This window comes from Luteitalea sp. TBR-22, assembly GCF_016865485.1.
Taxonomy (GTDB): domain Bacteria; phylum Acidobacteriota; class Vicinamibacteria; order Vicinamibacterales; family Vicinamibacteraceae; genus Luteitalea.
The window spans coordinates 181,098-206,375 of record NZ_AP024452.1 but is presented as its reverse complement, the minus strand read 5'-3'; the positions used below and the strand labels follow the sequence as shown (position 1 = coordinate 206,375).

The window sequence follows — 25,278 nt, the reverse complement described above, 5'->3', positions numbered from 1 at the left end:
CGAGAATTTCAGATTTCGAGTTTCAAATTGCCAGGTCAGAAGCGGATGCGCACCGACAACGCCGGTCGCCGCAGGGGCGCCACCGGACGGACCGGCACCACGATCGCAGGCCGGGCGACGACGACGGGCCGCAAGGCCGGACGGACGACCGCAACAGGTACCGCGACCGGCCTCGCGGGGACGACGACGTGACGATGGGGGCCGCGGCCGACGTGGGCGGCAGCGGGGGTGGCAGCGGCCAGCGCCAGGACGCTGGCAAGGGCAAGAGCGAGTCGCATACGGGTGAATCCTCCTGCGACCCACAGTGATCAAACCGCGTGCCTGGCACCAGAGCGCGGCCCTTCACGGTCGTGCCATCGATGCCGATGGCGATTCACAGTCCTGTCACAGGGTGTCTCCCGGGATGGCCAATCCGCTGTCCTCCACAATTTGAAATCGGACAATTTGAAACTCGGGGGCGAGGGCCTGCGGCCGCTCGCCTCGATGCGCCACGAGGCGGCCCGCCGAAGGCCGGCTGCCTGCAATCTCAAATTTCCGATTTCAAATTGCCGCGCACATATACTCCGGCTATGACGGCACTGCATGCGGCCATCACGGGCTGGGGGGAGGCCCTCCCGCCGGCCATCCTGACCAACGAGGACCTCTCGACGTTCCTCGACACCTCCGACGAGTGGATCACGCAGCGCACCGGCATGAAGGAACGGCGGGTGTCGCACGTGTCGGCCGTGGAGATGGCGACGGTGGCGGCGGCGCGCGCGATCGCGTGTGCCGGCCTCACTCCGGCCGACGTCGACCTGATCGTGTACGGCGGGTGCACCAACGAAGAGGCGGTGCCCAACAGCGCGTCCGGCGTGCAGGTGGCGCTCGGGGCGACGCGCGCTGCGGCGATGGACGTCAACACCGCGTGCACCAGCTTCCTCTACGGGCTGTCCACGGCGACGGCGATGATCCGCACCGGCATGGCGCGGACCGCGGTGGTGATCGGCGTCGAGTTGATCACGCAGTACATGGATTGGACCAACCGCAACGTCGCCGTGCTGTTCGGCGACGGCGCCGCGGCGGTCGTCGTGCAGGCCAGCGATCGGGCAGAAGGGCTGATTGGCAGCGTGCTCGGCTGCGACGCCGAGGCACGACAGAGCCTGCGCGTCCGCGGGCTCGGCTGCAGTTACGCCAACAAGGCGGTCTCGCTCGGCGACACCATCTGGGACTTCGACGGGCAGGTCATCTTCAAGCGCGCGGTGCACGGCATGGCGGCCGCCTCGGCGCGCGTCCTCGCCGAGGCCGGCGTGACGGCCGACCAGGTCGACCTCGTGGTGCCGCACCAGGCCAACCTGCGCATCATCGAGGCGGTCGCCCGGTCGGCGGGCATCGGCATGGACCGCGTGATGGTCACCGTCCACAGGTACGGCAACATGAGCGCCGCCACCGTGCCGGTGAGCCTGGTCGACGCGCTGAAGGAAGGGCGCGTCAAGCCCGGTAGCCTGCTGCTGATGCCCGGGTTCGGCGGCGGCCTCACCTACGGCGCCGTGCTCGTGCGCTGGGGCGATCGCGTGACGCCGCTCGGCGAGTCGTCGATGACGTTGCCGCCCTGTGACCGCACCGCCCTGGAACTGGTCCACGAGATCAGGGCACGCCAGGACCCGCACGGCCGGTCGGCCGCCGGCCTGATGGCCCCGGTCTTCGCCGAATCCCGCGTGCCACACCAGGGGTAGGGCGCGGTCTCCCCTTCGACGTCGCTCAGGGCAAGCGACCGCGCCGTGAGGCGATCACGGCGGGGTGGGACACGCCGCCCTACCAGGGCAAGCCGTGCGTCGACCTGAAGGTCGACGCCCACGAGGACGGGTCAGATCGCCGGCGGCACGATCGCCCTTCCTACGCGCCGTCGCGGATGACGCGACACGACCGGATGTCGAAGGTCACCTCGCCGATGGCCAGGCGCGACTGATCGCGCAGGCCGCGCACGAACGCCAGCAGGCGGAAGGCGTCGGCGAAGTTGCTGACGATGCCCAGCGAGACCCGCAGCGCGCCGGCGCTGCGGCCGCCGCGGTGCTGGATGAACTGCATGAAGCGCGGCAGCGACATGTCCTCGCCGCTGTCCAGCGCCGCCTGCACGTCCTCGTCGGTGATGCCCTCGGCGGTCTCGCCAGCGCCGGGATTGCAGAAGCATCCCGTGCGCAACGAGATGCCCGCCTCGTTGGCAAGTTCCTCGACGCGACGGTAGTCGAGCAGGTGGCCCTCGGGGTCGTACAGGTTGAACGTGATCGTCCCGCCCCGCGCCTCGGTGGTCACCGGCCCGTAGATGCGACACATCGGCGCGCCGTTGTCGTGCCGCATCGCCAGCAGTTCACGCAACAGGTAGCCCGCGAGGCAGCGGACCCGCGCCTTGATCACCGGCAACCCCACGGCGCCGAGGTGCTCGAGCCCGATCTGCACCGCGGGGATGCCGAGGTAATCGACGGTGCCGTCCTCGAACCCGGCCTCCCGGGGCGCGAGCAGGTGACGACGGGCGTGGACGGTGGCGAAGTTCACGGTGCCGCCGGCGAACCACGGGCGACGGAGCACGGCCAGCGAGGACAGGCGAGCCAGCAGGCAGCCGACGCCGGTCGGGTAGCCGAACATCTTGTAGAACGAGACCGACACGAAGTCGGCGGGCACCTGCCGCAGGCTCAGGCGATTGGTCGGCGCGAAGGCGGCCGCGTCGAGCAGCACGTGCCAGCCGCGCGCCCGTGCCTCCTCGACGAAGGCCAGCGGGTGCTCGACGCCGCTGAAGTTGGACTGCGCAGGATAGGCGAACAGCCGCGGCCCGTCCGTGCGTGCCTCGAGGCGCGCGAGCAGTGCCGCGCGATCGATTCGCAGGTCGGGCATCGTCAGCGGCGCGTAGTCCACCGACGCGCCGCGGCAACACGCGTACTCGCGCAGGCCGTTGACCGAGTTGTGGTTGTCGTAACTGAGCAGCAACGAGGCCTCGGGGCCGAACGGGTACGCTTCGCCGACGAGCTTGATTGCCGCCGAGGCGTTGGCCGTGAAGACGACGGTGTGCGTGCCGGGATCGGCATCGAACCAGTCGAGCACCGCACGGCGCGCCCGCTCGACGAGCCGCGTCGAAGCCTGCGACGCGGGATTGGCCGAGTGCGGATTGCCGAAGACCTCGCTGCCGAGCAGCGCGGCATGCGCCCGCACCTGCGAGTCGGCATACAGGCCGCCGCCCGTGTAGTCCAGGTAGACGTGCCCGGTGGCGTCGAGGCGAGCGTACTCGCGCGCCCGCAGGTCGTCGAGCGCCATCGTCTCGCGGTACGCCGGCCATGCCCCGAGGAACTCCCGGAAGGCCTCGTCCATCGTCACCAGGCGATTATCCCAGCAGTGGACCTTTCGGTGCCGGCCGGGTTTGGTCGATACTGCGCCCTCATGGACCGACGCGCGTTCCTCACCACCCTCGCGGCAGCCCCCGCGCTGGCGCTCGCGCCACGCCGGGCTTCCGCCGCACTGCCGAAGGCGAAGGTCACCCGCGTGCGGATTCATCGTCCGCCCGACCTGAACCCGCTCTTCAACCAGAGCAACATGATCGTGACCGTCGAGACCGACATCGGCATCACGGGCATCGGTGAGGGCGGGGCGAAGGACACGCTCGAGCAGGTCGCGGGCACGCTGATCGGCAAGAACCCCTTCCAGATCGAGCGGATCTGGCAGGAGGCGTACATCGCGTGGTTCTACCCGCCGGGGCGCGAGAAGACGCACGCGCTCGGTGCGCTCGACCTCGCGCTGTGGGACATCAAGGGCAAGGCGCTCGGCGTGCCCGTGCACGAACTGCTCGGGGGCGTGGCGCGCGACTACTGCGAGTGCTACGCGACCAGCAGCGTGCGGCCCGCGGGCGTGCCGGCCAACGCACCTCTTGGGGTGAAGGAGCGGGCGCAGGCGACGATGGAGGCCGGGTTCCGTGCGTATCGCATGGGCGCCGGCGACTTGCCGATCGGCGAGGTGTTCGACACGCGCGCGGTGATCCGCCGCATCGAGCGTGACGCCCGCGACGCGCGCGACGGCGTCGGCCCGGACGGCAACTGGTGCATCGACCTGCACCAGCGGTTCGACCTGAACGACGCGCTGCGCGCCTGCAAGGTGATGGAGCCGTTCGATCCGTTCTTCGTCGAGGACCCGGTGCGCGACGAGCACGCGCTGATGGACCTGCCGAAGCTGCGGCAGATGACCGGCGTGCCGCTCACGCACGGCGAGGAGTGGGGCCTGCGCTGGGACTTCAACCGACTCGTGGAAGCGCACGACGTCGACTACATCCGCGCGACGCTGCCCAACGTCGGCGGCATCACCGAGATGATGAAGGTCGCGGCGATGTGCGAGACGCACGCGGTGGGCATCATCCCGCACTTCACGGGCCCGATCGCGACGGCGGCGCTGGTGCACTGCCTGTCGACGTTCTCGGGGCCGGTGCTGCTCGAGTATGCGTTCGGCGGGAAGACGTTCGACTACCTGCCCGAGTGGGCTGACTTCAAGGCGGGCAAGTTCTACCCGAACGACCGTCCGGGCCTCGGCATCACGCTCGATCCGAAGCCGCTCGCCGTCATCGGCGAGGTGACCGAACCAGGGCGACGGAACGTCTTCAAGCGCCCGGATGGGTCATTGACGCACTGGTAGAACAAAGGCTTACGGCTCACGGCTCAGGGCTCAGAAAGCATCTTTCGACCAATCGGAACGCTCTCTGAGCCTTGAGCCCGAAGCCTTGAGCCTGGTGCTGAGCCTGAAATCCTGAGCCTGCTTTACCGCTGAATGCGCGCCGACCCGCCCTTGGCCAGGGCGCGCACGTCCTCGACGGTGGCCATCGTGGTGTCGCCCGGGAACGTGGTGATCAGCGCGCCGTGGGCCCAGCCGAGGCGCACGGCCTGCTCCGGCGACTCGCCCGTCAGCAACCCGTAAATCAGCCCTGACGCGAAGCCGTCGCCGCCGCCGACGCGGTCGAGCACGTCGAGCTGCATCACCGGGGCGCTCACCTTCTCGCCGCCGAACCACGCCACCGCCGACCAGCTGTGGCGATTGGTCGTGTGCACCTCGCGCAGCGTCGTCGCCACCACCTTGATGTGCGGGTACTTGTCGACCACCTGCTGGATGGTCTCGAAGAACGCCGCGGTGTCGAGCGCCGAATCCTTGCCGGCCTCGGGCCCCTTCACGCCGAGCGCCTTCTGCAGGTCCTCCTCGTTGCCCACCAGCACGTCGACGTGCTCGACGATGCGGGAGAAGACCTTGGGGGCACGGGTCACGTCGCCCTGGGCCTTCCAGAGCTTCTCGCGGTAGTTCAGGTCGAACGACGTCACCGCGCCGGCCTTCTTGGCCGCCTGCAGGGCCTCGATGATCACCTCGGCGGTCGACTCGGACAGCGACGCGAACAAGCCGCCGCTGTGGAACCAGCGGATGCCCTTGCCGAAGATGGCGGGCCAGTCGAAGTCACCCGGCTCGAGCAGCGCCGCCGCCTCGTTGGCGCGGTTGTAGAACACCACCGGAGGACGCACGCCCATGCCCTGGTCGCTGTAGACGGTGGCCATGTTCGGGCCGCGAGCGCCGTCGTGCTCGAAGTGCTTGTAGAACGGCGTCACGCCCATCGCGCGGACGCGCTCGGCGATCAGGTCGCCGACCGGGTACTTCACCATCGCGGTGGCGATGCCGGTGCGCAGCCCGAAGCAGTCGGCGAGGTTGGCCGCGACGTTGAACTCGCCGCCGCTCACGTGGACCTCCAGGGTGCGCGCCTTGCGGAAGGGCACGCGACCGGGATCGAGCCGGTGGATGATGGCGCCGAGCGAAAGGAGGTCGAGTTCGCCGTGTTGCGGGATGGTCAGGGTGTTCGACATGTCGTCCACGGGGGCTGGGGGCTAGGGGCTGGGCTGGACCTGAGCGCGAACGCCGAGCACGGGTCGTCAGACGTCAAGCGTTGATCGTTAAACGTTAAACGTTATCTGCTGTTCCACTCCGTGTGGAAGCTGCCGTCGCGATCGGTGCGGCGGTACGTGTGGGCGCCGAAGTAGTCGCGCTGGCCCTGCGTGAGGTTGGCGGGCAGGCGGGCGCTGCGGTAGGCGTCGTAGTAGGCCAGCGACGCGCCGGTGGCGAGCACCGGGATGCCGAGGCCGATGGCCACCTGCACGAACTCCCGCCACGCCTGCTGCCGCGCGCCGACCGCGGCGCTGAACGACGGGTCCATCAGCAAGTTGACCAACTGCGGGTCGCGCGCGAAGGCGGCGCGGATGTCCTCGAGCAGCGTCGCGCGGATGATGCAGCCAGCGCGCCAGATGCGCGCCACCTCCCCGGGATCGACGTCGTAGCCGTACTCGGCCGAGGCCATGCGCAGCAGCGCCATGCCCTGCGCGTACGAGCACACCTTGCTGGCGTAGAGTGCCTGGCGCGCCGCGTCGATCAGGGCGGCGCGATCGCCCGTGAAGGTCGGCGCCGGACCGGTGAGCACGCGGGCGGCCGCGAGACGCTCGGTCTTCTGGGCCGACAGCAGGCGAGACTCGACGGCGGCGTTGACCGTCGGGATCGGCGCGCCGACGTCGAACGAGTTCTGGCTCATCCACTTGCCGGTGCCCTTCTGCTGGGCCTCGTCGAGGATCACGTCGACCAGCGGCATGCCCGTGTCGGTGTCGCGCTGTGCGAGGACGTCGGCGGTGATCTCGACGAGGTAGGACTTCAGCTCGCCGCGGTTCCACTCGACGAACACGTCGGAGATCTCGCCGGCGGTCATGCCGAGGCCGCGACTGAAGACGTCGTAGACCTCGGCGATGAGCTGCATGTCGCCGTACTCGATGCCGTTGTGCACCATCTTCACGTAGTGCCCGGCGCCGCGTGCCCCGACGTGGCCGACGCACGGCTGGCCGTCGGCGGCGCGCGCCGCGATCGCGTTGAAGATCGGCGCCACCGCCTCCCAGGCCTGCCTCGAGCCGCCCGGCATGATGGCCGGCCCGCGCAGCGCGCCTTCCTCGCCGCCCGACACGCCCGTGCCGAGGTACAGCACGCCCTTCTCGGCGAGTGTCGCCTCGCGGCGGTCGGTGTCCTTGAAGAACGAGTTGCCGGCGTCGATCAGGATGTCGCCGGCCTCGAGGTGCGGCAACACGTGCGCGATCACGTCGTCCACCGGCTTGCCGGCGGGCACCATGAGCAGCACCTTGCGGGGCCGCGACAGCAGCGCCGCGAGATGCTCGGCCGAGGTGGCGCCCGCCACCGCGCGGCCGGCGCCGGCGGCAAAGGCGGTCGTCTTCGCGGGATCGAGGTCGTAACCGACCACCGAGAACCCGCGGCTCTCCATGTTGCGGGCGAGGTTGCCGCCCATCACGCCCAGGCCCACCACTCCGATGTCGTACGTCATCGTGTTCCTCTCGGACACCAACCGGACACGCCCGAGCGGACCCGCCGCTTCCGGCGGGCCCCCGAGCAGCCCCGTATTGTGTCCTGATGCCGTACGAAATTGCGAGATGGGCGAAGGGCCGCGCAGGGAGCGCGGCGTGTGGGGGGCGGAAAGGACCCACGGCAGCACTTCCCCACCGCAGGCCCGCCAGCCGCGTCAGCGGCGGCGCTCGTTGCCGTCGTCGCCGTCCTCGCGCTCGTGACCTCGATCGTCGCGCGGTTGGCGAACACCGAGATGGGCTGCGACGACAGGTGCAGGCATACACCTCATTGCAGGCATACCCATCGAAGGTGACGAGGCGGCCAAGGCGGCGTGACGCTCGGGTGATGCGCCGGAACGCTGCGGGGAAACACGACGGGCGGGACCGGAGTCGCGCCCGTGGGTGGCATGAGGGGTGCGGTCACTGCCCGCCGAAGCCCGGGCTCGGCGAAGAACGCCCGGCCGCAGGCACGTCAGTACACGTCGGCACGCAAGGTGATGGTGCGACCGGGCTGGACGTCGACGTCGAAGGTGACCGGGGCGAATCCGGGATGGTGGATCTCGATGCGGTGCGGCCCCGGCTCGAGGTTCAGGTGCTGGAACGCGCCGTCGAAGTCGTCGACGATGCCCACGTAGTAGCCGTCGGCGAACACCTGGGCGTCGCGTGGCGCATCGACGATCCGGAGGCCTCCGTAGGCGATCCCCGGCGTCGGGTCGTAGAACGCGGGCGGGATGGTGCCGAAGGGATACAGGCCGCCCGTCCCGTAGTAGATGCCGAGGCCGAGGCTCGGGCGATACGCGTACGGCTGCCACACCCCGTAGCTGATGACGCTCGGGTAGATGTAGCGCGGTGCCACGACCGCGACCCCGCCCCAACCACCAGCCCAGCCCCCGTGCCAGTAGGGCGAGACGTAGCCGCGCGGCGCGTAGTACCGCGGCGTCACATGGGCGTACCCGCGATAGCTGCCGTAGGCGTAGTAGCGGGGCGCCGGGCGCGGCACGGCGTACGAACGGCCCGGGTTGTAGTAGCCCCGGTTGTAGCCGGGATCGACGTACCGGCCCGAGTAGCCGCGGTTGGCGTAGCCGGGCGACTGGTATGGGGGGACGGGTCGAGGGCCGCCAGGGTACCCCGGCGCACCGTAGCGGTTGCCTGACGCCTGATCGCGCGGCACCGCGTACCGCCCTGTGTCGCCGCTGCCACGGTAGCCGGATTGCTGCTGGGGTTGCCGGTACTCAGGGGGCGGTGCGGCGTACTGCCGTGGCGGCTCGTACCCGCCGGGCCGGCCGCCACGCCCCTGGGCCTCGCCGCGGGCGTTGCCGCCCCCTTGAGGCGGGGGTGCTGGACGTCCGCCGCGCTCCTGGGCCGGGGCGCCTCCGCGCTGCCATCCCCCTTCGCCGCCCCCGCCACCTGGGTGACGCTGGCGCTGCGCGAGAGCGGGTGACGCCACCAGCGTGGCGATCACGAGGGCCGAGGTGACCAAGGACCTGGACATCGTTGACACTCCTCGCTCGACAGCCATTCAATTGCCAGGCCAGTGCGTCATCAGCATATTCCCGCGATGTCCTGCGCTTGACGGCACGCCGATCCGCCGGGGAGGACAGCGGGCCGCGGAACACGTCGTCCTCCGATGGCGTCAGTTGAAGGAGATCATGCCCAGCCGCCGCACCTTCCTCGCTTCAGGCCTCGCCGCCGGCGCCGGCGCCACAGCCTGGGCCAACTGGTCCTCGTCCTGGTCAGCCCGGTTCCTTCGCGAGCGCTGGGATGAGATGGGCCGCGCCATCCCGCCGGCCCCTCACACGCCCACCCCGACTGGCTGGGCCGAGAACGCCGTCACGCTCGCCTGGCTCGGGCACGCCACCGTCCTGATCAACTTCTATGGTCTGCGAATCCTGACCGACCCGGTCTTCTTCCGGCGGATCGGCGTGAGCCTCGGCCTCGGCACCCTGGGGCCCCTCAGGCTCGTGCAATGTGCGCTGCCGCCCGCGGAGGTGCCCGACATCGACCTGCTGCTGGTGACGCACGCCCACTTCGACCATCTCGACCGGCCGTCGCTGGCCGCCGTGCCGGGGCGGCCGGCGGTCGTCATGGCCCACGGCACGGCCGACCTGCTCCCGTCGCGCGACACGGCGTCGGTCCAGGAGCTTCGCTGGGCGGAGACCACGCGGGTCCGCACGCCCCGCGGCGATGCGCAGGTCCGTGCCATCGAGGTGCGCCACTGGGGCGCGCGGGTGCAGCGCGACACCTGGCGCGGCTACACCGGCTTCATCGTCGAGCGCGAGGGCCATCGCCTGCTGATCGGCGGTGATACGGCAGACACCCCCGTGTTCCGCAGCCACCGCGCCCACGGGCCGTTCGAGGCGGCGGTGATGCCCATCGGGGCGTACGACCCGTGGATTCGCCACCACTGCACCCCCGAGCAGGCCATTGCCATGGCCGACGCGGCGGGCGCGCGCCGGATCGTCCCCGTTCACCACCAGTCCTTCCGCCTGAGCCGCGAGCCGTTCCTCGAGCCGATCGAACGGGCCGAGAAGATGCTGTCGGCCGAGGCCGGCAGGCTCGCCCTGCGGGCCATCGGCGAGACGACGGTGCTCGCCTAGGCGAGTCGGGCGCATGGCGCCGTGCTCCTTGTCGGCCGCGAGGCGCGACCGGCGAGAGGGGGGTGGCCCGCCATCACGCGTCCGTCGCGGGTATCCTGACGCCGCAGCCCACATGCCCGCCCCGCGTCGTCGATCGTTCACCGCGCCCCTGCAGCGCATAGAGGGCAAGGGCGGCTGGTTCTACGTCACCGTTCCCCCGGGGCTCATGCCAACCAGCGCGGGCGCGTGGGGCCGTGTCCCGGTGCGCGCCCGGCTCGACGATCTCGCGTGGGACACCAGCGTGTGGCGCACCAGGCGCGGCGACGGGTTCCTGCCGATCCCCCGCAAGATCCGCGGCGCACGAGTCGAAGGCGCCGCCTTGCGCGTCGCGTTCGAGTTGCTCGATGACGACTGACGAGTCGACACGCGCCACTCCCGACGCCAGGCGGACCGGCACGACGTCCGTGCTGTTCATCCAGCCGTCGCTCCAGCCGCCGGGCGGCGGCAACGGCCTGGCCGCGTGGATGCTGCAGGCGCTGCGGCGCGATCATCGCGTCACCGTCTTCACGTGGCGCCCGTTCGACGTGCGGGGCATCGACACGTTCTGGGGCACGTCGCTGGCCTCGCTCGACCTCGAGGCACGGTCGGTACCGACCTGGATCCGGCGCCTCGTCGAGGCCATCCCGCTGCCCCTGAGCCTGCTGAAGTCGTCGATCCTGCTGCGCCTGGCCAAGCGGGCGATGCCGCACTACGACCTGGTGGTGTCGGCCAACAACGAGGTCGACTTCGGCAGGGCGGGCATCCAGTACGTCCACTTCCCCGCCTACCAGCGCCCGCGCCCGCAGGTCGACATGCGCTGGTACCACGGCCTGCCCGGCGTGTTGCGGGCGTACTACTGGATCTGCGACCGCTTCTTCGACGTGTCGAGCGAGGCCGTCAACCGGAACCTCACGCTGGTCAACTCGGACTGGACCGGCGCTCAATACAGGCGTACCCATGGCGGCGATCCGCGAACGCTGTACCCACCGGTGGCCGGCGGCTTCCCCGACATCCCCTGGGCGGCCCGGCGCAAGGCCTTCGTGTGCCTCGGCAGGATCGCCGAGGAGAAGGACCACGACACCATCATCGACGTCCTCGAGGGTGTCCGCCGCGTGCATCCCGACGTCCACCTCCACGTCGTCGGCAATCCGACGTCGGGCGCGTACTTCGAGCGCATCATGGCGCGCATCCGCGAGCGCGCCGACTGGATCACGCTGCACCTCGACATGCCGCACCGGGACCTCAAGCGCCTCATCGCCGAGAACCGGTACGGACTGCACGCCATGGAGAACGAGCACTTCGGCATGGCGCCGGCGGAGATGGCCACTGCCGGCTGCATCGTCTGGGTGCGCGACGACGGTGGGCAGACCGAAATCGTCGGCGGCGACCCGCGCCTGATCTACCACTCGGTCGAGGAGGGCGTCTCGAAGATCCTGGCGGTGATGGACGACGAGGCGGCGCAGGACGAGTTGCGGGCGATGCTGGCGGCGCGCGTACCGCGCTTCGCGCTCGAGCGCTTCATGGCGGGCGTTCGCGAAGCCGCCGCGGCGCAGCTGGCCCGGCAGGGGAGCGCCGAACAGCCCGCCTTCAGGATGTCGCCGCAGCGACCAGGGACTTGAACGCGTCCGACGTCTCGAGCAGTGCCTCGTAGGCGCCCTCGGCGACGACCCGGCCCTCCGCGAGCACGACGATCCGCGAGCAGCCACGCACCGTGGAAAGGCGGTGCGCGACGACCACCAGCGTCTTGACGCCGCGCAGGTGGTCGATGGCCGCGACGATGGCCTGCTCCGTCTGGCTGTCGAGGGCCGACGTCGCCTCGTCGAGGATCAGGACGTCGGGATCCCGGTACAGCGCTCGCGCGATCGCGACGCGCTGTCGCTCGCCGCCCGACAGCCGCGCGCCACGCTCGCCCACGACGGTGTCGAGCCCGGACGGCAGGCCTGCGACGGTGGCATCGAGCTGCGCGAGCCGCAACACCTCATGGACGCGAGCCTCGTCGATGTGGCCGTCGGGCAAGCCGAACGCCACGTTGCGACGCAGGGTGTCGTCGATCAGCGTGACCGACTGAGGCACGTAGCCGATTCGCCGTTGCCAGGCGCGCTCGTGCCCGCGCACGTCACGGCCGTCGACCCGCAGTCGCCCCGACGAGGGTGGCAGGAGGCCCAGGAGCACGTCGACGAGCGTGCTCTTGCCGGATCCGGTCGAGCCGACGATGCCGATCGAGTCGCCGCGAACGATGTCGAGCCTGATGCCCTGCAACGCCGCGCCCCGGTCCCCCTCGTACGCGTAGGCCACGTCCTCGAACGCGATGCGCTCGGTGAACGGCAACGGCGCGTCGTCTGTCGCGGCGCGCGTCTCGCCCGGCGTCGCGAGGCGCGCCAGGTCATTGCACACGATGGCGATGTGTGGCCGGGCGCCCTGCAGCAGCGAGTAGTTCAGCGACAGGCGGTTGGCCGCCGGCACGATGCGGAAGCCCGCGTACGCGTACAGGGCCATCAGGCCGACCAGGCTGCCGCCCTCGGCACCGGCGCGCGTGGCCACCACCACCACGACGAGCACCGCGACGATGAGGATGGTCTCGATCGACAGGCGGACGCCCGTCGAGAGGGCCGCGGTGCGGCCGCGGAGCACCGCGTGCCTGCGCCGGTTGCGGTCGACGACATCGACGAAGTGCGCCTCCGCGCCCGCGACCCGGACGTCGCGGAACATCGCGAGCGCCTGCTGCACATGCCGCAGGACGTCCTCGTTGAGGCGCCTGACGGACTCGCCCAGTCGCGGCGCCAGGTGTCGCGTCAGGCCGAGCGGTGCGAGCAGCAGCAGGCCAATCACGACCACGGCGCCGAGCGTGGGACCGGGCGCCGCCACGGCCAGCACGGTCACCAGCCCCGTCAGGGTGATGGCCTCGGTCGTCAGGTTCACGAGCGACCCCAGGCCCAGGGCGACGGCGTTGTCGGCCGACTGCGTCGCGGCCTGGATCAAGGCGGCCGAGTTGCGCCCGAGGTGGAACGCGTATGGCGCCGCCAGGTACGCACGCACCAGCCGCGTCGTCGTGCTCGCCACCGTACGGTGCACGATGCGCTCCTGTGCCCAGGCGAAGGCAGTCAGCAGGACGGCGCGAAGCAGGTAGAAGGCCACTGCGGCCAACGTGATGGCGAGGATCGAGTCGCGCGGGTCGCCGCTGGCCGCCGGCGCCCAGCGCGACAGCAGCGGGAGGGACGCGGCGCGCCCAGGCTCGGCAAGCGCCGTGCCGAGCGCGAGCGCAGCGCCAGCGCCGACACCCTCGACGACCGCGGCCACGCAGGCCATCGGCGCCAGGGCGGCCCAGGACCAGCGTTGGGCCGGCGGGATGAGTTCGAGCGCGCGGCGCAGCATCGGATGGCCGGATCTTACGCGTGAACGGTCACCACGACGGATCGGTTGCCTCGTCGCCGGCCAGCAGCAGGCGCACGCCCCACGCCAGCGCCAGGAGCATGAGCAGGGCGCCGAGCGCGTGCAGCACCCAGGCGAGCCGATGATCCTGCGCGAGCAGGCCCAGCCGGCCGAGCAGGTACTCCCAGTCGTGCCCCTCGACTTCCGCGCCCGTGCGCCCACCGAGCAGCACCAGCCGGAGGGCCCGCGCATCGTTGACGTAGAGCGCGACGTCACAGGCGTTCTGGCCGGTCCACCAGGCCGACACCACGCGTCCCCAGGGATCGGGATGTCTGGTCGAGAAGGCAATCCAGCAGGCGACCGGCACCAGCACCTGGAAGAGGCTGCCCCCCAGGACGCTCACGAAGCGCCCGAACGGGGCGAGGATGACGTGACCGGCCTCGTGGAACGGCAGGCTCACCAGGTGCAGGAACGACGCGCCGATGACGTCCTGGCGCATCGGCCACACGAGGAACAGCCAGGACCATCGCGCCAGCAGGAGCAGCAGCACGAGGCGGGCGACGCGCGTCATGGGCAGGATGATACTCAGGCACACCGGGCACCGGGCACCGGGCACCGGGGGCCGGGCAGCGGGGGCCGGGCAGCGGAGAGCCGGCAGCGGCGCCAGGCTCGCCGGACGCATCTCGGCAGGAGAGGCCGGGCGTCAAAGAGGTGCACGCCATCCAGGACGACAGACCAGGAGCACTCAGGTGACCATCGGCTTGATTGGAGCAGGACACATCGGCAGCCAGCTCGCGCGCCTCGCGGTCGCGCACGGGCACGACGTCGTGCTGAGCAACTCGCGCGGACCCGAGAGCCTGCGCGACCTCGTCGAGGAGCTCGGGCCGCGCGCCCGGGCAGGCACGCCCGAGGATGCGGCGCACGCCGGCGATCTCGTGGTCGTGACGATCCCGCTGAAGCACTACCGCAGCGTCCCGGTCGCCCCGCTGGCCGGCAAGATCGTGGTGGACACCAACAACTACTACCCGCAGCGCGACGGCCACATCGCCGCGCTCGACGACGAGTCGACGACCACCGCGGAGTTGCTGCAGGCCCACCTGCCGTCGTCCCGGGTCGTGAAGGCCTTCAACCACATCCAGGCATCGCACCTGACCGAGCACGCGCAGGCCGCCGGCACGGCAGGCCGCCGCGCGCTGGTGATTGCCGGCGACGATCCGGAGGCCAGGGCGCGCGTGGCGCAGTTCATCGACCAGATCGGCTTCGACGTCGTCGATGCCGGCCCGCTGGCCGAGGGCTGGCGCATCCAGCGCGACACGCCCGGGTACGGTCCGCGCCGTACCGCGGAGGAGCTGCGCCGCGACCTCGCGGCCGCCAAGCGCTATCGCGACATGTAACGGGCTGGAGTTCCGATTAGTCGTTAAGCGTCAAGCGTCAAGCGTCAGACGTTAGACGTCAGACGTCAGACGTCAGACGTCAAAGGCGTTACACTCCGCCGCATGCGCATGCACAGCTGGGTGGTCGTCGCCGCAATTGCGGTGACGTGCGGGTTGCCGGTCGTCGCCTCGGGCCAGGGCGCTGCGGAAACGCACAAGGCGTACATCGACGGCACGGGACCGGGGTGGAGGACGCTCGGGCCGGCCGACTTCGCGCCGGTGAACGGCTACCCGGACACGTGGAAGTGGGAGGGCACGCTGCTCAAGTCGACGGGCGTGCCGATCGGCGTCATGCGCACGCGCGACGAGTTCCTCAACTTCGAGCTCGTCGTGGAGTGGCGGCACCTCAAGTCGGCGGGCAACTCCGGCGTGTTCGCGTGGGTGCCGATGAAGGCGCTCGACGGCCTGCCGCCCGACCAACTGCCCAAGTGGGGCATCGAGGTGCAGATGCTCGATCACGGCTACCGGCAGTGGTTCAAGGAGACGAGCGGCGGCAAGCCGGATGGGTGGTTCACCACCAACGGCGACATCTTCGCCGTCGGCAACTCGAAGCTGCAGCCGTTCGCGCCCCTGTCACCCGACGGGTCGCGCAGTTTCCCGCGCGCCGAGCGCAGCAACGGCGTCGGCGAGTGGAACCACTACTACGTCCGCGGCATCAACGGCGAAATCCGGCTGTGGGTGAACGGCGAAGAAGTCTCGGGCGGACGCGGCGCAGAACCCCGGTCGGGTTTCCTGTGCCTCGAGGCCGAGGGCTCGCCCGTCGAGTTCCGCCTGATCCGCGTCCGCGAATTGCCGTGAGGGTCGCGAGGGTAGGGCGCGGTGTCCCACCGCGCCGCTCACGACGTCACTTGACCTGAATCGTCTCCAGGTAGCGGACGAGCGCGTCGATGCGCGCCTTGATAGCCGCCTCGTCCGAGCCGCCGCCGGCCTCCTTGAAGGCGTCGCCCCACACCGGCATGTCCTTGCCGCCGTGACCGTCCACCTGCTTGCGGCCGTCGATGATCCGGCCGACGAGCTCGGCGGGGAACGTGCCGCCGTTGTTCTTGCTGAACATCGTCAGGTCGGCCGGCCGCTTCTTCAGCATCGAGGCGAGAGGACCATCGCCCTTGGCCGCCTCGCCGTGGCAGGTCGCGCAGTAGGAGCGGAACAGGTCGCTGCCCACGAAGGCCGCGGCCTTGCCGGTGGAGGCCACCTCCTGCTGCTGCGCCCGCGGGAAGGCCCTGGCCGCCGGAGAGAGGGCCAGCACCGCCACCACTCCCATCCACACGTAGTTCATCGTCTTGCGCATGTCGGACTCCCCCGCCCTGGCGCGCCCGTTGCGCGCGATGGGGCCGATTGTACACAGCCACCGCGACTGTCGCGTCACTGCTGGCGGAGGAAGGTCGCGATGCCGTCCATGAGCATCTGCACCGACACCATCACGAGCAGCATGCCCATGAGCCGCTCCATCGCGATGAGGCCACGCTGGCCGAGCACCCGATAGAAGAACGTCGAGGAGAGCAGGATGGCGCCACTCAGTGCCCAGGCCACCGACACGACGACGAGCAGCGACAGGGTCGCTCCGGGCGCGGACCGGTCGAGCAGGAGCAGCGTGGCGAGCGTCGACGGCCCGGCCACCAGCGGGATCGCGAGGGGAACGACGAAGGGCTCGCCCTCCGGACCGCCCTCGGTCAGCGACCCGTGGTCCGGAAAAATCATCCGGAGCGCGATGAGGAACAGCACGATGCCGCCGGCGACGCTGACGGCCTCCTGCCCGAGGCCGAGGAACCGCAGGAAGGCGCCGCCCATCAGCAGGAACAGGACGAGCACGACGTAGGCGATCAGCAGCTCGCGCACGAGCACCCGCTGCCGCCGCTCCGGGGGCACGCCCTTGAGCACGGCCAGGAACAGCGGCACGTTCCCGAGCGGATCCATGACCAGGAAGAGCGTGACGATGGCCGACGGCAGGTCCACGCGTCGAGGATCGCACGACTGGCGCCGGCGTCCCGGCGAGCCGATACACGGGTGTGGCTTCTCGATTCTCGTCGGCGGCGTTCCGCGGCCGGGTCCGGACCCGCGTGCTCCTCGGCCTGTTGATCCTGTCGGTCGCCCTCTCCTACGGCACGTGGTCGACCCGCCGCTTCGGGTCGCGGGGGTCGGAGCGACAGACCTTCGACCAGCCGGTCGTGGAGATGGCCGGCCGCATGGTGCGACGGCCGGACCGCATCCCCGACGTGCCCGTGACGACGCTGGCGGAGATGGAGCTGGCGGCGGTCGCGCGCGACCAGCAGGACCTGCTGTTCGGGATGACCGTCCTGCTGATGCGGCTGCTCGCGACCGGCACGGTCGCCGGAATCGGACTGGTCCTGCTCACGGCGGGCTCCACCGAGTGGGAGATCCGCAGCGAGGCCCAAGGGTAGGGCGGGGTGTCCCACCCCGCCGTTGGTCGTGCAGGTGGCTAAGGCCGCGTCGCCGCAGGCGAGGCGGTCGGAGCAGGTGTCGCGCCGGGCGCCGGCGGCGGTTCGGGCATCTCCGCTTTCGTGAAGCGCGGCAGCATCTCGTCGCGCATCGCCAGGTGGTAGAGCGCCGAGGCGATCATCGCCGCGCTCTTCTTCACGTCGGCCTCGACCACGCGCTCGTACGTGTCGAGGTTGGTGTGCCAGGTGTACGACCCGTACTCGATGGGGTCCTGCATCAGGCCGATGCCCGGCAGGCCCGCCGCGTTGAACGACGTGCTGTCGGTGCCGCCCGTGCGACGGCTCCTGGTGGCCGTCGCGCCGACGAACCCGAGGTCCTCGAAGGGCGCGAAGATCTCGCGCAGGATGCGCGCGGCCTCGTCGGGCCCGAACACCGTGGCGCCGCGGACGCGCCCCGTGCCGGAGTCGACGTTGAGGTACCCGGCAAAGGTCGCGTACTCGGGCAGCGGGCTCTCCGCCGTGCCGAAGTGCTTCGCCACGTAGGCCTTCGAGCCGAGCAGGCCCTGCTCCTCGCCACCCCACAGCGCGACGCGAATCGTGCGGCGCGGCTTGACGCCAATCGCCTTCAGGATGCGCGCCGCCTCCATCATCACGGCAACGCCGACGGCGTTGTCGGTGGCGCCGGTCGCGGCGTGCCAGGAGTCGAGGTGACCGCCGAGCATCACCACTTCCTGCGCCTTGTCGGTGCCCGTGATCTCGGCGATGGCGTTGTAGGAGGTGCGTCCCTCGGGATACCAGCGATTGACGACGTCGACCTCGAGCTCGACCGTGCGGCCGGCGGCGATCAGCCGCGCGAGCCGGCCGAAGTCCTCGTTGCGCAGGATGATCGTCGGCACCGTCTTCGCGCCGTCGAAGCTCGGGTTGTTGAAGGCGCGGATCTGCCCGTGATCGCGGCCGCCGTCGTTGATCCGGACCAGGGCCTTGTTGGCCACCAGGAACGCGTCCACCTGCTCGGCGACCTGCCGGGGCGTGAGGCGCGACGGGTCGGGGGCCTGCGGCCCGCGGCCGGGACCCGCCGCCGGGCCGCCCGGGAACTGGGGCGCGCGCGGGTTGACCGGGTCGAACATCGCCGCCAGGTCGTCGTAGTCGCGGCGCAGCGGCGCCGGCGAGAAGTTCACCGGCACCTGTGTGACCGCGCCCACCATCACGATGCGGTTGGCCACGGCGGCGGCCTTGTCGGCGAGGAAGGCCGTGAGCGTCGCCTGGGTCGGCCGTTCGGGCAGCACCAGATGGGCCACCTGTGCCTTGACCGGACCGTTCGTGCCGTTGGTCCAGGCAAGCGCCTCGGCAACCAGCGCGTCCTTCACTGGCGCGATGACGTGCGCGGTGAGCCGCTCGTTGAGCCAGCCCGGGTGGCCGAAGTCCCATTCCTCGAGGCGACCGGCGTCGAATCCCCACCGCTTCATCTCGGCGATGGTCCACTCGGCGGCAGCCTTGTGGTTGGGCGAGCCGGTGAGGCGCGGGCCGTACACGTCGGTGAGGACGTGCAGGGTCTGCATGATCTGCGAACGATCGCGGGCCTCGGCCCTGATGCGGGCGTTGACCGCATGGTCGATGGGTTCGGGGCCGGCGGCCACGAGCACGGCAGCCGAGCCGGCCACGGCGAGGAGGGCGGGAATCACCCGGGATCCGAGCAGGGACATGGCGGGAAACGCTAGCACAGGGTGATCGAGGGACAAGGGACGAGTACGCAAGTGACGAGGGGGACAAGGGACAAGGGACGAGTGCCCAAGGGACGAGGGACAAGGGACAAGGGACGAGGGACACGGAAGGGTCGGGACAAGGGATGAGAAGAACGCCCGGGAGTGACGCGACCGACGACCGACGGAGTGGCGGCCAGCGCCGGCGATGACTTCCGGGGCGGGCCGCTGTCCAATGGCCATGAACGTGCTCCTGTGGGCGCTCCAGATCCTCCTCGCCGCGGCGTTCCTCGCGCACGGCCTGATGTTCCTGTTCCCCTCGCCCGAGCTCGCGGTGCTGATGGATGCGTCGCTCTGGCGTCCGTTCCGGTACTTCCTGGGCGTGGCTGAGGTCGCCGCCGGTATCGGGCTCATCGTCCCGGGGGTGACGCGCATCGCCCCCTGGCTCGTGCCCCTGGCCGCGGCCGGCCTGGTGCCGATCATGATTGGCGCCACCGTCACGCACGTCGCGCGCGGCGAGTACCAATCGTCGGTGACGACAACGGTGCTGCTCGCCATGATCCTGGTGGTCGCCTGGGGCCGCTGGCGCGTACGGCCGATACGGGGATGAGACGTGCGGCCGGGCATGTCACACCCTGCCTTCCTCGTCCCCTCCTCCCCGTTCTATCCTCCTCCCTTGTCCCTCGCCTCCCTTGTGACCCGTCCCTGGTCCCTGGTCCCCTGGGCTGCCCTGCTAGCATGCGTGCCGATGGCGACGCACGCGCAGCCGTGGCCCTTCCCGTGGCCCGAGGACCGGATTGCCGAGTACACGGCCAGGCGCGCCACCGGGCCGCTGGTCATCGACGGCCGGCTGGACGAGCGCGACTGGCAGGCTGCGGAAAGGTCGCCGCGGTTCGCGCACCTCGTGGGCGGCGCGCCGGGCATCCACGACACGCGAGCCGCCGTCCTGTGGGACGACCAGTACCTGTACGTCGGCTACTGGGTGGAGGAGCCGTTCGTCGAGGCGACGCTCACCACGCGTGACTCACTGATCTACACGAACAACGACGTGGAGCTCTTCATCGCGGGTCGCGACGCGTACTACGAGTTCGAGATCAACGCGTACGGGACCATCTACGAGGTCTTCTTCATCTGGGAGCGCGCGTTCGAGTCGTCGGGCTACGCGAGTCGCCCCGAGTTCGAACGCGGCCGCCCCGGCGTCAGGCCCTTCAACGGCGTCGGCCTGAAGAACCATCCGAGGGGCCCGCGCATCGGTTACTGGAACTGGGACATGCCGGGGCTGGAGACGGCCGTGCACGTGGACGGCACGATCAACGATCCCCGCGACCGCGACCGCGGCTGGACCGTCGAGCTCCGCATTCCCTGGGCGTCGCTCGAGCCGCTCGCGATGCCCGACCGCCGCGCCCTCCCGCCGCGCGACGGCGACGAGTGGCGCATGGATTTCTCGCGGTTCAACACGTACAAGGAAGCGCCGCCGTCGGCCGATCCCGGCGGCTGGGCCTGGAGCTCCCACGGCGTGTGGGACTCGCACGTCCCCGAGCTCTTCACGAAGGTCCGCTTCTCGACGCAGCCGGTCAGCGGCCCGCCTCGCTGATTCGTTCACGGAGACACGCCCCCGATGTCGCACACCACTCCCGCCTTCCGCCTCCTGCGGCCCCTCGTGGCAGCCGGCGTCGCGCTCGCTGCGACCGCCTCCGTCGCTTCGGCCCAGGTCGCCGGACTCTCGGGCACGCTCGTCGTCACCAACAAGACGCCCTCGACCGCCACCATCGTCGACGTCGGATCCGGGCGCACCCTGGCCACCTTGCCCACCGGCACCAACCCGCACGAGATCGTCCTGTCGCCCGACGGTTCGCTGGCCGTGATCACCGACTACGGTGGCGAGCGGAAGACACTCACGGTGATCGACGTGCCCGGGCTCAAGGTGGCGCGGACGATCGACCTCGGCGAGCATCGGGCCCCGCACGGCATCGTGTTCCTGCCGGGCAACCGCCTCGTCGCCGTCACCTGCGAACAGACGCGGGCCGTCGTCGTCGTCGACGTGGTCGAGGGCGTGGTGCGGCACGCCATCGCGACCGACGCCGGCGGTTCGCACATGGTCGGCGTGACCGCCGACGGCACGCGCGGCTACACGGGCAACATGCGTGACCACACCGTGACCGCCCTCGACATGACGGCGAAGCGCGCCGTGCGCAGCTATCCCGTTCCCGAGGTCCCCGAGGCGATCAACGTGACGCCCGACGGCAAGGAAGTGTGGGTAGGCAGCAACAAGACCGGCCAGGTGAGCGTGCTCGACCCGTCGACGGGCGCCGTGACCAGGGCCGCCGAGGGCCTGAAGTGGCCCTACCGGATGCTGTTCACGCCCGACGGTCGCCAGGTGATCGTCCCTGACCCGACGCTGAACGAGGTGCGCTTCATCGACCGCGCCGCGCGCCGCGTGATCGGCATCCTGCCGCTGCCTGGCGCGCCCCAGGGGGTCACGATCACGCCCGACGGCCGTCACGTGTTCCAGTCGCTCAGCGCCGAGACGCGCGTCGCCGTGATCGACCCCGCCACGCGCACGGTGCTCGGGCACCTCGCGGTGGGTGGCACGCCTGATGGCGTCGCCTACACGACGCGGGTCGTGGCGCGCCCCTGATGCCCCGCATGAGGCACCGCCTCGTACTGCGGCGGCCACGACTGCAGGACGAGGCGGAACTCCTGCGGGCGCACGCCGCCACGTCGCTCGACGTGCCGACCTTCCTGCACCTGTACCAGGACGGCATGTCGATGCCGCAGTACCTCGACGCGCTGGCTGCGCGGGAGCGCGGCGAGCACCTCGGCGTCGGCCAGGTGCCGTCGACGTTCCTCTTCGCCTTCGTCGGTCGTCGCGTCGTCGGCCGCGTCTCGCTACGACACGAGCTCACGCCAGCGCTCGAGCGGGTGGCCGGTCACATCGGCTATGCCGTCGTTCCGGAGTTCAGGCGTCGGGGCTACGCCACCGAGATGCTCCGGCAGGCGCTCGACCTCGCCCGGATGCAGCTCGGGCTCTCGCGCGTGCTCGTCACCTGCGACGACGACAACATCGGCTCGATCCGGGTGATCGAGAAGAACGGCGGCGTGCTCGAGAACATCATCGAGGGCACGGAGCTTCGCGCGCCCAAGCGTCGCTACTGGATCGACACGCCGCCCGCGCCGCGACGACGGGGCTAGCCCCGGCATCATCGGCCGCGGTGTGCCGAGGCGGCGTCGCCGCGTGGATGTCGAGGGTGCCACGAGGATCGTACGCCGTACGTCAAGCACGGAAACAGGCTCCCGCACTGGTCGTCAATCCGGTACGGTGCTCCACGTCCGACCGCGGAAGGACCGCGTGTCGCCATCGAGGAGGCCAGCTGATGCGTGCTCTGTTGACGACGATCGGATCGCGAGGTGACGTGCAGCCGCTCGTGGCGCTCGGCGTGCAGTTACGCAGGCGCGGACACCAGGTGCGCGTGTGCGCACCGCCGGACTTCGGTGACTGGATCGCGGCGCACGAACTCGCGTTCACGCCCGTGGGGCCGTCGGTGCGAGCGTTTGCCGCCGCTCGGCCGATGGGCGCGCCGCCGGCGCCGCCGGCGCCGGAGCAGGTGAGACAGATGGCCGCCGGCACGGTCGGCACGCAGTTCGATGCCTTGCTCCCCGTCGCCGTGGACTGCGACGTCATCGTCGCGGCCAGCGCCCTGCAGGTGGCGGCCCGATCCGTGGCGGAGCACGTGGGCGTGCCGTACGTGTTCGCGACCTACTCGGCCACGGTCCTGCCATCGCCCCACCATCCCCCGCCAGCCGTGCCGGGCCGCAGGGCGGCACCCGGCGACGTGGCGGCCGCATGGGCCGAGGACGCCGAGCGGATGACGACGCTGTTCGGCCAGGCCCTCGACGAGCGTCGGGCCGGGCTCGGCCTGCCGGCGGTCGGCGACGTCCGCGCGCACATGTTCACGGACCGACCATGGCTCGCCGCCGACCCGGTGCTCGGACCCTGGCCGGGCGAGGCGCGCGAGGTGCGACAGACCGGCGCCTGGATGCTCGAGGACACGCAACCGCTCGCGCCGGAACTGGTGGCCTTCCTCGACGCCGGCGCGTCGCCCGTCTACATCGGCTTCGGCAGCACGCGCGCCGGCGGCGACGCGGCAGGCGCCATCCGCGCGCTCACCGCCTCGCTTGGGGTGCGCGTGGTCGTGTCGCGAGGCTGGTTCGACGACGCGCTCGCCGACGCGACGACGAGCTGCCTGCCGATCGGCGACGTCAACGTCATGGCGCTGTTTCGACGGGTCGCGGCGGTCGTCCACCACGGCGGCGCGGGGACGACAACGGCGGCGGCGCGAGCAGGAGTGCCGCAGGTGGTGGTGCCGCATCAGTACGACCAGCACTACTGGGCCGGCCGCGTCGCCGCGCTCGGGATCGGAGTCGCGCATCCGGCGGGGCCACCCAGCGCGACGTCGCTGCAGGACGCGGTCGAGCGCGCCCTGGCTCCGGACGTCGTCGGGCGCGCCGGCGCGCTGGCGCCGACAATCAGGCTCGACGGTGTGGAGGTCGCCGTCGAGGCTCTCGAGCGCCTCGTTGCCGGCCCGTAGCGGCCTGGCGCCTGGCCGACGGCAACGCCTCCGCGCAAACACGCTACCCTGTGCGCTGAGCGGAGCGACCCGGGCGTCGCTCGCACGGACATGGCTGACGAGGTCAAGAACTACATCACTCCCGGCGGGTACAAGCGACTCCAGGACGAGCTGGCGCGCCTGTGGAAGGAAGAGCGCCCGCCGGTGGTGAACACCGTGGCCTGGGCGGCCGCCAACGGCGACCGCTCGGAGAACGGCGACTACATCTACGGCAAGAAGCGGTTGCGCGAGATCGATCGGCGCATCCGCTACCTGTCAAAGAGCCTGGACAAGGCCGTCGTGGTCGACAACGCCGGCAAGGGCCTGACGCAGGTGCGCTTCGGCGCGACGGTGACCATCGAGTACGAGTCCGGGCAGGCGCGCGAACTCACCATCGTCGGCGTCGACGAGATCGACAACGGCGACGCGCGGATCTCGTGGCGCGCACCGCTGGCGCGGGCGCTGCTCGGCGCGAAGGTGGGCGACGTCGTCACGTTGCGTGCGCCGAAGGGCGACGAGCGCATCGAGGTGGTCGAGGTGAGGTACGAGACGCTGGGGTAGGGCCTACCTGACGAACGCCTCGGCGACGTCGCGCGCAATCGCTGGCGTGTCGGCATACGACGTGTTCGACACCACCGCCACCACCAGCCCCCGCTCGCGCCACACGAGCAGCGTGCTCACGATGCCGCCGAGCAGGTCGCCGTCGTGGCCGACGACCTGCACCGGCGCGCCACCCAGGGTGTAGGTCTCGACGTCCCAGCCCAGTCCGTAGCCGGTGTCCTTCCCGTCGGCCAGGCGGAGCGGGGTCTGCAACAGGGTCACGGTCTCCGGCTTCAGCAGCGTGCCGTCGTTGATGGCGAGGCCGAAGCGCACCAGGTCCGTCGGCGTCGACACGAACACGCTCGAGCCCGCGTAGCAGGAGTAGTCGAGCGATCGCATCGAGTCGACGCCGTAGCGCGGGTCGGCCGAGTATCGAGGGAAGTACGACACTGCCTGGCCCGCGCCGTGTTCATCGCCGGGGTCGGGACGCGTGCTCTCCATGCCGAGCGGCTCGAAGACGCGATCGCGCATGAACCGGAGGAACGGCTGCGCCGCGGCCGTCTCGATCGCTGCGCTGACGAGGATGAACCCGTAGCGCGAGTAGCGGTACGCGCTGCCGGGCGCGACGCGCGGTGAGGGATCGCCGATGTGCGCGAGGGCGTCGGCCGGCCGCTCGCAGTGCTGGCCGAAGAGTGGACCCTCGTCGCCGCTGTCGGTGCGCAGGCCCGCGACATGGCCCATCACCTGCCGCAGCGTCACGGGCGACGTCGTCTTCGGATACTCGGGCACGTACACCTGGATGGGCGCGTCGAGCGTCAGGCTGCCGCGGTCGATCAGCAGGCCGGCCGCCGCGGACGTGAGCGGGATCGAGGCCGTGCCGATCCGGAAGCGCGTGTCGGGGGACACGACGGCCCGCGTCTCGAGGTCGGCCCAGCCGAAGCCCTCGGCCCAGACCACGTGGCGGCCCGTGCCGACCGCCACCGACACACCCGGCAGGTTCTGCGAGACGATGCGCGCCCGCACCGCGGCCTGCGCGCGTTGGGCGGCGCTCACCCACTCGGAGGCAGGCGCGGCCGCGGCCGTCGACGGGATGCGTCGGGCATCGGGATGAAGCGTCTCGGCCGTCGAGGTGACGTAGACGTGCAGGCCGAAGACGAAGGCGATGACGGCGCCGACCGCAAGTGCGATCAGCGCCAGCACGGTTTCGAGACGCTTCCAGGGTCGTGCCACGGGTGCTCCGCT

25 protein-coding genes are annotated in these 25,278 nt (G+C 70.8%); 14 read left to right on the top strand and 11 right to left on the bottom strand.

The genetic code is table 11. The features are described 5' to 3' along the window. Positions 1 to 35: 35 nt before the first annotated feature. On the bottom strand, positions 36 to 278 hold the full coding sequence (locus TBR22_RS00875; protein WP_239491059.1) for a hypothetical protein: 243 nt from the start codon (positions 276 to 278) through the stop codon (positions 36 to 38). A 291-nt stretch (positions 279 to 569) separates the two neighbouring features. Here TBR22_RS00875 and TBR22_RS00870 point away from each other — a divergent pair, with 291 nt between their 5' ends. Further along, positions 570 to 1,712 carry a ketoacyl-ACP synthase III gene (locus TBR22_RS00870; protein WP_239491058.1) on the top strand — a complete coding sequence of 381 codons (1,143 nt, stop codon included), beginning with the start codon at positions 570 to 572 and terminating at the stop codon, positions 1,710 to 1,712. Between the two features lie 160 nt (positions 1,713 to 1,872). Here the strand turns inward: TBR22_RS00870 and TBR22_RS00865 are convergent, their stop codons facing one another. After that, entirely contained in the window at positions 1,873 to 3,336 is a 1,464-nt protein-coding gene (locus TBR22_RS00865) for an aminotransferase class V-fold PLP-dependent enzyme (protein WP_239493532.1), read from the bottom strand. Between the two features lie 69 nt (positions 3,337 to 3,405). Here TBR22_RS00865 and TBR22_RS00860 point away from each other — a divergent pair, with 69 nt between their 5' ends. Then, a complete protein-coding gene (locus TBR22_RS00860) occupies positions 3,406 to 4,644 on the top strand; it encodes a mandelate racemase/muconate lactonizing enzyme family protein (protein WP_239491057.1) in 1,239 nt (412 codons plus the stop codon). A 122-nt stretch (positions 4,645 to 4,766) separates the two neighbouring features. Here TBR22_RS00860 and TBR22_RS00855 read toward each other — a convergent pair whose 3' ends face one another. The 3 genes from TBR22_RS00855 to TBR22_RS00845 form a co-directional block, all read right to left on the bottom strand. Then, positions 4,767 to 5,849: a sugar kinase gene (locus tag TBR22_RS00855; protein WP_239493531.1), complete on the bottom strand. Its 1,083-nt coding sequence runs from the start codon at positions 5,847 to 5,849 to the stop codon at positions 4,767 to 4,769. A gap of 101 nt (positions 5,850 to 5,950) precedes the next feature. Continuing rightward, the gene (gene gndA / locus TBR22_RS00850) at positions 5,951 to 7,357 is read right to left on the bottom strand and encodes an NADP-dependent phosphogluconate dehydrogenase (RefSeq protein WP_239491056.1); all 1,407 of its coding nucleotides are present in this window, start codon (positions 7,355 to 7,357) and stop codon (positions 5,951 to 5,953) included. A 491-nt stretch (positions 7,358 to 7,848) separates the two neighbouring features. After that, a complete protein-coding gene (locus TBR22_RS00845) occupies positions 7,849 to 8,868 on the bottom strand; it encodes a carboxypeptidase-like regulatory domain-containing protein (RefSeq protein WP_239491055.1) in 1,020 nt (339 codons plus the stop codon). Positions 8,869 to 9,025: 157 nt separating this feature from the next. Here TBR22_RS00845 and TBR22_RS00840 point away from each other — a divergent pair, with 157 nt between their 5' ends. The 3 genes from TBR22_RS00840 (at position 9,026) to TBR22_RS00830 (ending at position 11,610) form a co-directional block, all read left to right on the top strand. Next, positions 9,026 to 9,973, top strand: coding sequence for an MBL fold metallo-hydrolase (locus tag TBR22_RS00840; protein WP_239491054.1), 948 nt, complete (start codon positions 9,026 to 9,028; stop codon positions 9,971 to 9,973). 112 nt (positions 9,974 to 10,085) lie between these two features. Continuing rightward, a complete protein-coding gene (locus TBR22_RS00835) occupies positions 10,086 to 10,367 on the top strand; it encodes a DUF1905 domain-containing protein (protein WP_239491053.1) in 282 nt (93 codons plus the stop codon). Then, positions 10,357 to 11,610 carry a glycosyltransferase family 4 protein gene (locus TBR22_RS00830; protein ID WP_239491052.1) on the top strand — a complete coding sequence of 418 codons (1,254 nt, stop codon included), beginning with the start codon at positions 10,357 to 10,359 and terminating at the stop codon, positions 11,608 to 11,610. The genes TBR22_RS00835 and TBR22_RS00830 overlap by 11 nt, the downstream gene beginning before the upstream one ends. Here the strand turns inward: TBR22_RS00830 and TBR22_RS00825 are convergent. After that, positions 11,579 to 13,363, bottom strand: coding sequence for an ABC transporter ATP-binding protein (locus tag TBR22_RS00825; RefSeq protein WP_239491051.1), 1,785 nt, complete (start codon positions 13,361 to 13,363; stop codon positions 11,579 to 11,581). The genes TBR22_RS00830 and TBR22_RS00825 overlap by 32 nt on opposite strands. A gap of 28 nt (positions 13,364 to 13,391) precedes the next feature. Further along, entirely contained in the window at positions 13,392 to 13,931 is a 540-nt protein-coding gene (locus TBR22_RS00820; RefSeq protein WP_239491050.1) for a hypothetical protein, read from the bottom strand. A 178-nt stretch (positions 13,932 to 14,109) separates the two neighbouring features. On the opposite strand from TBR22_RS00820, the gene TBR22_RS00815 reads away from it, so the two are divergent. Next, positions 14,110 to 14,754, top strand: coding sequence for an NADPH-dependent F420 reductase (locus TBR22_RS00815; RefSeq protein WP_239491049.1), 645 nt, complete (start codon positions 14,110 to 14,112; stop codon positions 14,752 to 14,754). 102 nt (positions 14,755 to 14,856) lie between these two features. After that, entirely contained in the window at positions 14,857 to 15,591 is a 735-nt protein-coding gene (locus tag TBR22_RS00810; protein ID WP_239491048.1) for a DUF1080 domain-containing protein, read from the top strand. Positions 15,592 to 15,637: 46 nt separating this feature from the next. Here the strand turns inward: TBR22_RS00810 and TBR22_RS00805 are convergent, their stop codons facing one another. Together TBR22_RS00805 and TBR22_RS00800 are read right to left on the bottom strand one after the other, a co-directional pair. After that, complete coding sequence (locus TBR22_RS00805; protein WP_239491047.1) at positions 15,638 to 16,081, bottom strand: c-type cytochrome; 444 nt, start codon at positions 16,079 to 16,081, stop codon at positions 15,638 to 15,640. A 74-nt stretch (positions 16,082 to 16,155) separates the two neighbouring features. Next, the gene (locus TBR22_RS00800) at positions 16,156 to 16,746 is read right to left on the bottom strand and encodes a YhgN family NAAT transporter (protein ID WP_239491046.1); all 591 of its coding nucleotides are present in this window, start codon (positions 16,744 to 16,746) and stop codon (positions 16,156 to 16,158) included. A 53-nt stretch (positions 16,747 to 16,799) separates the two neighbouring features. Between TBR22_RS00800 and TBR22_RS00795 the strand changes: the two genes are divergently transcribed. After that, a complete protein-coding gene (locus TBR22_RS00795; RefSeq protein ID WP_239491045.1) occupies positions 16,800 to 17,192 on the top strand; it encodes a hypothetical protein in 393 nt (130 codons plus the stop codon). Between the two features lie 38 nt (positions 17,193 to 17,230). On the opposite strand, the gene TBR22_RS00790 is transcribed toward TBR22_RS00795, so the two are convergent. Further along, positions 17,231 to 18,892: a M20/M25/M40 family metallo-hydrolase gene (locus TBR22_RS00790; RefSeq protein WP_239491044.1), complete on the bottom strand. Its 1,662-nt coding sequence runs from the start codon at positions 18,890 to 18,892 to the stop codon at positions 17,231 to 17,233. 238 nt (positions 18,893 to 19,130) lie between these two features. On the opposite strand from TBR22_RS00790, the gene TBR22_RS00785 reads away from it, so the two are divergent. The 6 genes from TBR22_RS00785 to greB all read left to right on the top strand — a co-directional run bounded on the left by TBR22_RS00785 (position 19,131) and on the right by greB (position 24,057). Beyond that, the gene (locus TBR22_RS00785) at positions 19,131 to 19,499 is read left to right on the top strand and encodes a DoxX family protein (RefSeq protein WP_239491043.1); all 369 of its coding nucleotides are present in this window, start codon (positions 19,131 to 19,133) and stop codon (positions 19,497 to 19,499) included. A gap of 138 nt (positions 19,500 to 19,637) precedes the next feature. Next, a complete protein-coding gene (locus TBR22_RS00780) occupies positions 19,638 to 20,483 on the top strand; it encodes a carbohydrate-binding family 9-like protein (protein WP_239491042.1) in 846 nt (281 codons plus the stop codon). Positions 20,484 to 20,507: 24 nt separating this feature from the next. Continuing rightward, positions 20,508 to 21,527 carry a beta-propeller fold lactonase family protein gene (locus TBR22_RS00775; protein WP_239491041.1) on the top strand — a complete coding sequence of 340 codons (1,020 nt, stop codon included), beginning with the start codon at positions 20,508 to 20,510 and terminating at the stop codon, positions 21,525 to 21,527. An 8-nt stretch (positions 21,528 to 21,535) separates the two neighbouring features. After that, the gene (locus TBR22_RS00770) at positions 21,536 to 22,081 is read left to right on the top strand and encodes a GNAT family N-acetyltransferase (protein ID WP_239491040.1); all 546 of its coding nucleotides are present in this window, start codon (positions 21,536 to 21,538) and stop codon (positions 22,079 to 22,081) included. Between the two features lie 182 nt (positions 22,082 to 22,263). Then, positions 22,264 to 23,478, top strand: coding sequence for a glycosyltransferase (locus TBR22_RS00765; RefSeq protein ID WP_239491039.1), 1,215 nt, complete (start codon positions 22,264 to 22,266; stop codon positions 23,476 to 23,478). A gap of 90 nt (positions 23,479 to 23,568) precedes the next feature. Continuing rightward, positions 23,569 to 24,057, top strand: coding sequence for a transcription elongation factor GreB (gene greB / locus TBR22_RS00760; RefSeq protein ID WP_239491038.1), 489 nt, complete (start codon positions 23,569 to 23,571; stop codon positions 24,055 to 24,057). 3 nt (positions 24,058 to 24,060) lie between these two features. On the opposite strand, the gene TBR22_RS00755 is transcribed toward greB, so the two are convergent. Next, a complete protein-coding gene (locus TBR22_RS00755; RefSeq protein WP_239491037.1) occupies positions 24,061 to 25,266 on the bottom strand; it encodes a serine hydrolase in 1,206 nt (401 codons plus the stop codon). Between the last annotated feature and the right edge of the window lie 12 nt (positions 25,267 to 25,278).